This is a genomic window from Acidobacteriota bacterium, from assembly GCA_040752675.1.
In the GTDB taxonomy this organism is placed as follows: Bacteria; Acidobacteriota; Polarisedimenticolia; order JBFMGF01; family JBFMGF01; genus JBFMGF01.
This window is the reverse complement of record JBFMGF010000011.1, coordinates 1-6211: the sequence shown is the minus strand read 5'-3', so window position 1 is coordinate 6211 and position 6211 is coordinate 1. Positions and strand designations below refer to the sequence as shown.

Genomic DNA, 6211 nt, shown 5'->3' with positions numbered 1-6211 from the left:
CCGCTGTTTCAGGTATCCTCACAACCACTTCTACTGGAGTTACTATCAATAACAATTACGCCACTTATCCCGATATTGCGGCGGGGGTAACCGCAGAGTCCGATTCTCCGCATTACACCTTTACCGTTGATTCAGGATGCGGGAATGACATCATCTTCACGCTCGAGACAAGGTATGACAATGGCTCTTCGGCTGTATCGCAATTCAAAGTGAAGGTCGGAACGCTTTCAACCGTAACCGTCCTGAACGATGACATGGAATCCGACATGGGATGGATGACGGAAGCGACTGCAACAAATGGTCTGTGGGTGAGGGAGGATCCATGGGGTGTGACTGACTCGGCTGAAAACCAGGTCCAGCCGGAGGATGACACGACACCTTCTCCCGGAGTGAAGTGCTGGGTTACTGGGAATCCTCGTCCGAAGGGGAATTTCGATCCAACGGATGGAGATGTCGATGGCGGGTACGTCAGGCTGATCTCACCGACATTCGATGGTGATCGCGCCGTTGCACTCGACATGAGCCTTCAGAGATGGTTCTACCTCTGGAAGGCCAATGACTTCGATTCGAGCTATTTCCTGATCGACGTTTCGAACGACGGCGGTTCGACATACACAAAAGTGGAACAACTGGATGCCAATGCCAACAACTGGAGTCTCGTGAACTATGATCTGACAGATTTCATTAACTCGACTTCCAGCATGAAAATCAGGATCACAGTGCACGAGAGGTTCGATTACGTGACGGGGGCGGACTCCGTGATAGAAGGGCTGGTGGATGATGTCAGAATAGAGCGTCAGAGATATGAATGCGAGTCGTTCACTCCACCATCCATGCTGCCGCCTAATCCCGTCGGAGACACGCTCAGGGTAACCAGGAAAGAGACGCATGCATATCTGACGTGGGATGTTCCTCCATCCGATGCCAGCCATGATCCGGCGACTTTTTACAGGATTTACAGATCACTGGCGCCGGATTCAGGCTTCGTGGAGATCGGCAAGCCAACTTCACCTTTCTATATCGACGTGGATGCCCTGGTGACACCGGATAATTACTATTACAAGGTGAAAGCCGAGAACAGCGGGGGAACTTCGAACGAATAATGATAGAACTGAGGTACTTCAAACAACGATTTTCTTCCCGAGAAAACGGATGATGAGATAGAGAAGAAGGGTTCCCGCCATTAACGAGACATAAGGCGATAGTCCGTAAGCGGTAGGGATGTCTCCCACCATCATACCCACCAATGCAGCAAGCACTGCATAGGGGATCTGTGTCCTGACATGGTCGATATGATCGCACGATGAAGACATAGATGAGAGGATCGTCGTGTCTGAGATGGGAGAGCAGTGGTCGCCGAAAACCGCTCCAGCGAGGACGGATGAGACGGAACCGAGCAGAAGCAGATATGAACCATCTGGAGAAATGGCGTTGACCTTGGAAACCTCAAAGGCAAGAGGGATGGTGAGCGGCATGAGAATCCCCATCGTTCCCCAGGATGTTCCTGTGGCAAAGCTGATGAGACAGGCCACGATAAAGATGATGACCGGAAGGAAGTGATAGGGGATGGCTTCAGAAAGGTTGCTTACGATGTATGTAGCGGTGTGAAGCTCATCGCAGACCACCTTGATGGACCAGGCGAGAACGAGGATCACAATTGCCATCAGCATCGACTTCATCCCTTCCATCAGGGCTGAAAACGATTCCCCGATGCTGAGAATCCTCTGAATGAATGCCAGGAGGATGGCAGCCAGCGCACCCGATAGTGAAGCCCATAGGAGAATATTATAGGAATTTGCTGCGCTGAAGACGGTCCCGACATTTTTCAGGATGGACGTGCTGAAGAGAATATCCCTGGCGCTTTTTTCCGTAAGGGAGCTATCCGTCGTGGCAATCTCCGAGAGTCCATCGAACCAGAGCCCGAGCAGCGTCACTGCAATAACCATCCCGACGGGGATAAGGGCGTTGAGCCACCTTGCAGGCTTTCCTGCCACCGGCTTCAGGGCTGTAACGTCAAAGCTTGCGAGAGGCACCGCACCGTCCCTGAGAACTTTTCCTGCTGCCGCCCTTTTTTCCGCTCTGAGCATCGGTCCGAAGTCCCTTCCCGTTGCTGCTATGATGACGACGATGATGAGTGCAAGGAGAGGATAGAAACGGTAGGGGATGGTGGCGAGGAAGAACTGATACGGGTCCCTTTCGATCCCAAGCGACTTAAAAGAATCTCCGATAAGGCTGACCTCGAATCCTATCCAGGTCGAGATGATGGCGATGCTCGAGATGGGAGCAGCCGTGGAATCTACGATGTAGGCAAGTTTCTCCCTGGAAACGCTGAGCCTGTCGCAGAGCGGTCTCAGAGTATTTCCTGTGATGAGACAGCTAGTGTAATCATCGAAGAAGATAATCATGCCGGTCAGCCAGGATGAGAGCTGTCCCCTCCTGGAACTGGTGGCAAACCTGGTAAGGGCATCGGCGATTCCCTGCGTTCCCCCGGATTTCGATATGACTCCGACCATCCCGCCGAGGAGAAGGCTGAAGATGATGATGGCGGCATGGTCACGATCGGCAACGCTGTTAACTAAGATGGTATCTATCAATCGAGCAAAAGCGGTGAATGGATTGAAACCGTAAATGAATAGCGCTCCCAGGTAGATTCCTCCGAGGAGAGCCGCGATGACCTCCCTGAAGATCATGGCAAGGGCGATTGCAAGAAGCGGCGGGATGATGGAGAGTATTGAGCTCGATGGAGAGGCTAAGAAAGAAGATGGAAAAATTAGAGATAAAAGCGCCGGGAGAATGATTGCCAGAAGGATAATGCTGGAACAAAGAGCTCTCTTGTTTTCCAGTATCCTCACCATAGATATGAAGGGGCTGGATCAACCCCTTGGGGCGGGCTTCCCTTTCTCTTCCTTTTTCATGGGCTCTTTCTCCTTGATGAGGCCAAGGATGAGCCTCAGCTTGTGTTCTACCTCATTGGCGAGGTCGGGATTATCCTTCAGGAACTTCTTCGTGTTTTCCCGCCCCTGGCCGAGCCTGATGTTTCCGTATGAGATCCATGAACCGCTCTTCTCAAAGAGGTTGTGAGCCAACGCCAGGTCGAGGATGTCTCCCTCCCTCGAGATTCCTTCACCATACATGATGTCGAACTCCGCCTGCTTGAAGGGGATGGCAACCTTGTTCTTTACGACCCTTAGCTTCGTCCTGCTTCCGAGCGTCTCCTCTCCCTCTTTGATGGAGGCTATCTTCCTGATGTCCACCCTTATCGTAGCGTAGAATTTGAGGGCCTTGCCTCCCGTCGTCGTCTCCGGGTTCCCGAACATCACCCCGATCTTTTCCCTCATCTGGTTGATGAAGACGAGGCAGGTCTTCGACTTCGAGACGAGGGCGGTGAGTTTCCTGAGCGCCTGGGACATCAGCCTTGCCTGAAGTCCGACGTGAGAGTCACCCATCTCTCCTTCCAGTTCCGCCTTCGGGACGAGAGCGGCAACGGAATCGACGACGATGACGTCGATGGCTCCAGAACGGACGAGGACCTCTGCGATGTCAAGTGCCTGCTCGCCGCTGTCAGGCTGTGAGATCAAGAGGCCATCGATGTTGACGCCAAGTTTCCGGGCATACTCAGGGTCCATAGCATGCTCGGCATCGATGAAGGCAGCCATTCCACCCAGCTTCTGAGCTCCGGCAATGACGTGAAGGGCGAGAGTCGTCTTCCCAGAGGCTTCGGGACCATAGATCTCTACGACCCTTCCCCTCGGCATTCCCCCCACGCCCAGAGCATAGTCGATAGAGATGCTCCCGGTCGGTATGACGGGGATATCGATGATATCTCTAGCACCCAGTCTCATGATGGAGCCCTTGCCGTACTGCTTCTCGATGTGGGATATGGCAAGCTCAACGGCTTTCTGTTTTTCCTTGTTTTCCTGAACCATTTCTTCTCCTCGCAAATACTTTTCTTGTGTGCGGTGAAGAAGTTTCAGAGCTCTCTTTCCGGCTCGTGCTAAATGGTATTTTAACCCCTTTCACCTGTCAAGCCCCCGATTTCTTACATTCAGAACTATCCTTTTAATTTTTCATGGTTGAAAGTTTGCCTCTCTAGGGATTTAGGATTTAGTCCACGATGTTATTGGTGCAACCCATTAAGCAATAAGTACAGACATCGGTACTATCGTCTTAGAAGATAAATGAGGATTGTAAGAATCAGGCTGATGATGATGCATGTGACGATGGGGAAGTAGATGGTGAAGTTCCCTTTTTTGATGAGAATATCTCCTGGGAGTTTGCCGAGATATGGTATCTTTCCGAAGAGAAGCAGGATGAGTCCAAAGAGAATGATGATGCTACCAATGAGTATCACCTAAATTGAGCGATTTTTAAGCATAAAAAAATCCCACCCCATGAGTTATACTGTTGCTATGAAAAAAACCAACAGACAGCAGCTTTGCTGTCCTTAACCCATAGGGTGGGAGGTCATCATGAAAAAGCTTACCACAATCAAAAACAATTTCCAACCAGTCATTGACACCATCAAGATCACCTCGGATACCCTTACCGGCAGAGGTGGTTTGAGTCTCTTCGTTCGTTATCTTCGAGGGATCAAGCTGTATCCTCATCTTCAACGGCTCTTCGGCTCGATTCGCAAGAGCAGGAAAGGACAGTCGATCTGTGAGATGTTCAAACAGCTGTTCTGTTTCTTTCTGGATGGCACAAGCAGGCATCTGGTTCACTTTGATGCCCTTCAGGAAGACAACGGGTATGCCGCAGCCATGGAGAGTGATCCTGAGAACCTCCTCTCCTCTCACGCTGTCAAGAGATTCTTCCAGGTCTTTTCCTGGCCTCGAATCTGGCTGTTTCGAAGATTGCTGCAAAGACTGTTTCTCTGGCGCCTGAAGAGAGAAAAACCCTCCGTCATTCTCCTTGGCCTTGATCCCATGGTCATGGACAACGATGAGGCCCAAAAGCGTCATGGCGTCCAGCCGACTTACAGGAAGGTCAAAGGGTTCATGCCCTTGCAGCTCACCTGGGGCCGGTTTGTGATTGATGCGGTCTTCAGGGGTGGGAAGAAGCACTCCAATCATGGGGACACTGTCCTGAAGATGGTGACCCATATCGTGAATCTGATCCGAAAGAACTACCACTCGAACATCCCCATTGTGATCCGTCTGGACAGTGGCTTTTTCGATCAGAAGATTTTCGAATGCTTTGAAAAGCTCCAGATCGGTTATATCTGTGGGGGCAAGCTCTACGATGATATCAAGGACTATGTGTCGGGTTCGGGAGATGATCTCTGGAACCGTCTGGAAAAGGATGGACAGGCGTGGAACTTTCTGGAGTTCGGTGATCGCAGACAGAGCTGGGACAGATTCCGCCGGGCCATCTTCTGCCGTCCCCTGATGGAAGACAAGCAGCTGCTTTTTGAGTTTGCCCGGCCAGACACCCTTCTTTACACCAACCTTGGAATGGGGCAGAGCATCGATCAACAACTGCAGAAAGAGGGGATGGGTCATCTCCTTGAGGCCACTGAGGTGATCCGATCTTACCATAGCAGAGGCAGAGATGAACTGGTTCACAGGGCCCTCAAGGACTTTGCCAGCGAGACGCTTCCCTTCAAACGCTTTGCTCCCAATGCTGCCTTTTACTACACCATGCTTGTGGCTTTCTTCCTCTTCGAGACTTTCAAGGAGGATGTCTGCCAGCCTGTTGTGCCGGTCATTGCCTATGCCACAACGATCAGAAGAAGGATCATCGATATTGCCGCCAAGATCGTCTGCCATGCGGGGAAGATCATCCTCAAGGTTCCGGAAGCGATCTGGAAACAGCTGCGCATTCAGGAGCTCTGGCAGAAGAGTGGTTCGCCGCCTTCTTTCGTCTGGGGCTAGTTGTTCATACAAGATCTGCTTTTCACCAGGCAGAGGCTGGAGTGTGTTGAAAGATGAGCGAGATCCACTGAATAGCACCGAAGGTCTCTGCTGGGAAGAAAAATAATCTTCCATTTCTTTACCAAAATGGGCTTTCCAAGCTTCAGAGCCCTTGAAGGTAGGTATGCAAGTGATTAAATTATCACTCATAAAAAGAATCGCTCAATTTAGGTAATAATAATGTCATGGCTATAAATGCAATTAATGAATCTCAACAGCTTTCTGGAGAGGGCTTTTTGAAAAAGGGATGCCATATTTTGAAAATCCAGTATGGATGCAGGGTGCTCGTGCTCTTCATC

At 50.9% G+C, this 6211-nt stretch carries 5 protein-coding genes; 2 read left to right on the top strand and 3 right to left on the bottom strand.

The features are described 5' to 3' along the window. On the top strand, positions 1-1103 hold a 1103-nt coding region (locus AB1756_01585), incomplete at its 5' end, for a fibronectin type III domain-containing protein (GenBank protein MEW5806037.1). Between the two features lie 18 nt (positions 1104-1121). Here AB1756_01585 and AB1756_01580 read toward each other — a convergent pair. From AB1756_01580 to AB1756_01570, 3 genes are all read right to left on the bottom strand, one after another. Beyond that, entirely contained in the window at positions 1122-2855 is a 1734-nt protein-coding gene (locus AB1756_01580) for a Na+/H+ antiporter NhaC family protein (GenBank protein MEW5806036.1), read from the bottom strand. Positions 2856-2873: 18 nt separating this feature from the next. Continuing rightward, the gene (gene recA, locus AB1756_01575) at positions 2874-3926 is read right to left on the bottom strand and encodes a recombinase RecA (protein ID MEW5806035.1); all 1053 of its coding nucleotides are present in this window, start codon (positions 3924-3926) and stop codon (positions 2874-2876) included. 233 nt (positions 3927-4159) lie between these two features. Then, positions 4160-4351 (bottom strand): DUF2905 domain-containing protein, encoded by a 192-nt coding sequence (locus tag AB1756_01570; GenBank protein ID MEW5806034.1) that lies wholly within the window; start codon positions 4349-4351, stop codon positions 4160-4162. Positions 4352-4469: 118 nt separating this feature from the next. On the opposite strand from AB1756_01570, the gene AB1756_01565 reads away from it, so the two are divergent. Then, on the top strand, positions 4470-5873 hold the full coding sequence (locus AB1756_01565) for an IS1380 family transposase (GenBank protein ID MEW5806033.1): 1404 nt from the start codon (positions 4470-4472) through the stop codon (positions 5871-5873). The last annotated feature ends 338 nt before the right edge of the window (positions 5874-6211 follow it).

What these genes read in the sequence shown, in the direction of transcription:
- recA (MEW5806035.1), bottom strand. Translation starts at nt 3,926, where the DNA reads ATGGTTCAGGAAAACAAGGAAAAACAGAAAGCCGTTGAGCTTGCCATA.
- AB1756_01580 (MEW5806036.1), bottom strand. Translation starts at nt 2,855, where the DNA reads ATGGTGAGGATACTGGAAAACAAGAGAGCTCTTTGTTCCAGCATTATC.
- AB1756_01565 (MEW5806033.1), top strand. Translation starts at nt 4,470, where the DNA reads ATGAAAAAGCTTACCACAATCAAAAACAATTTCCAACCAGTCATTGAC.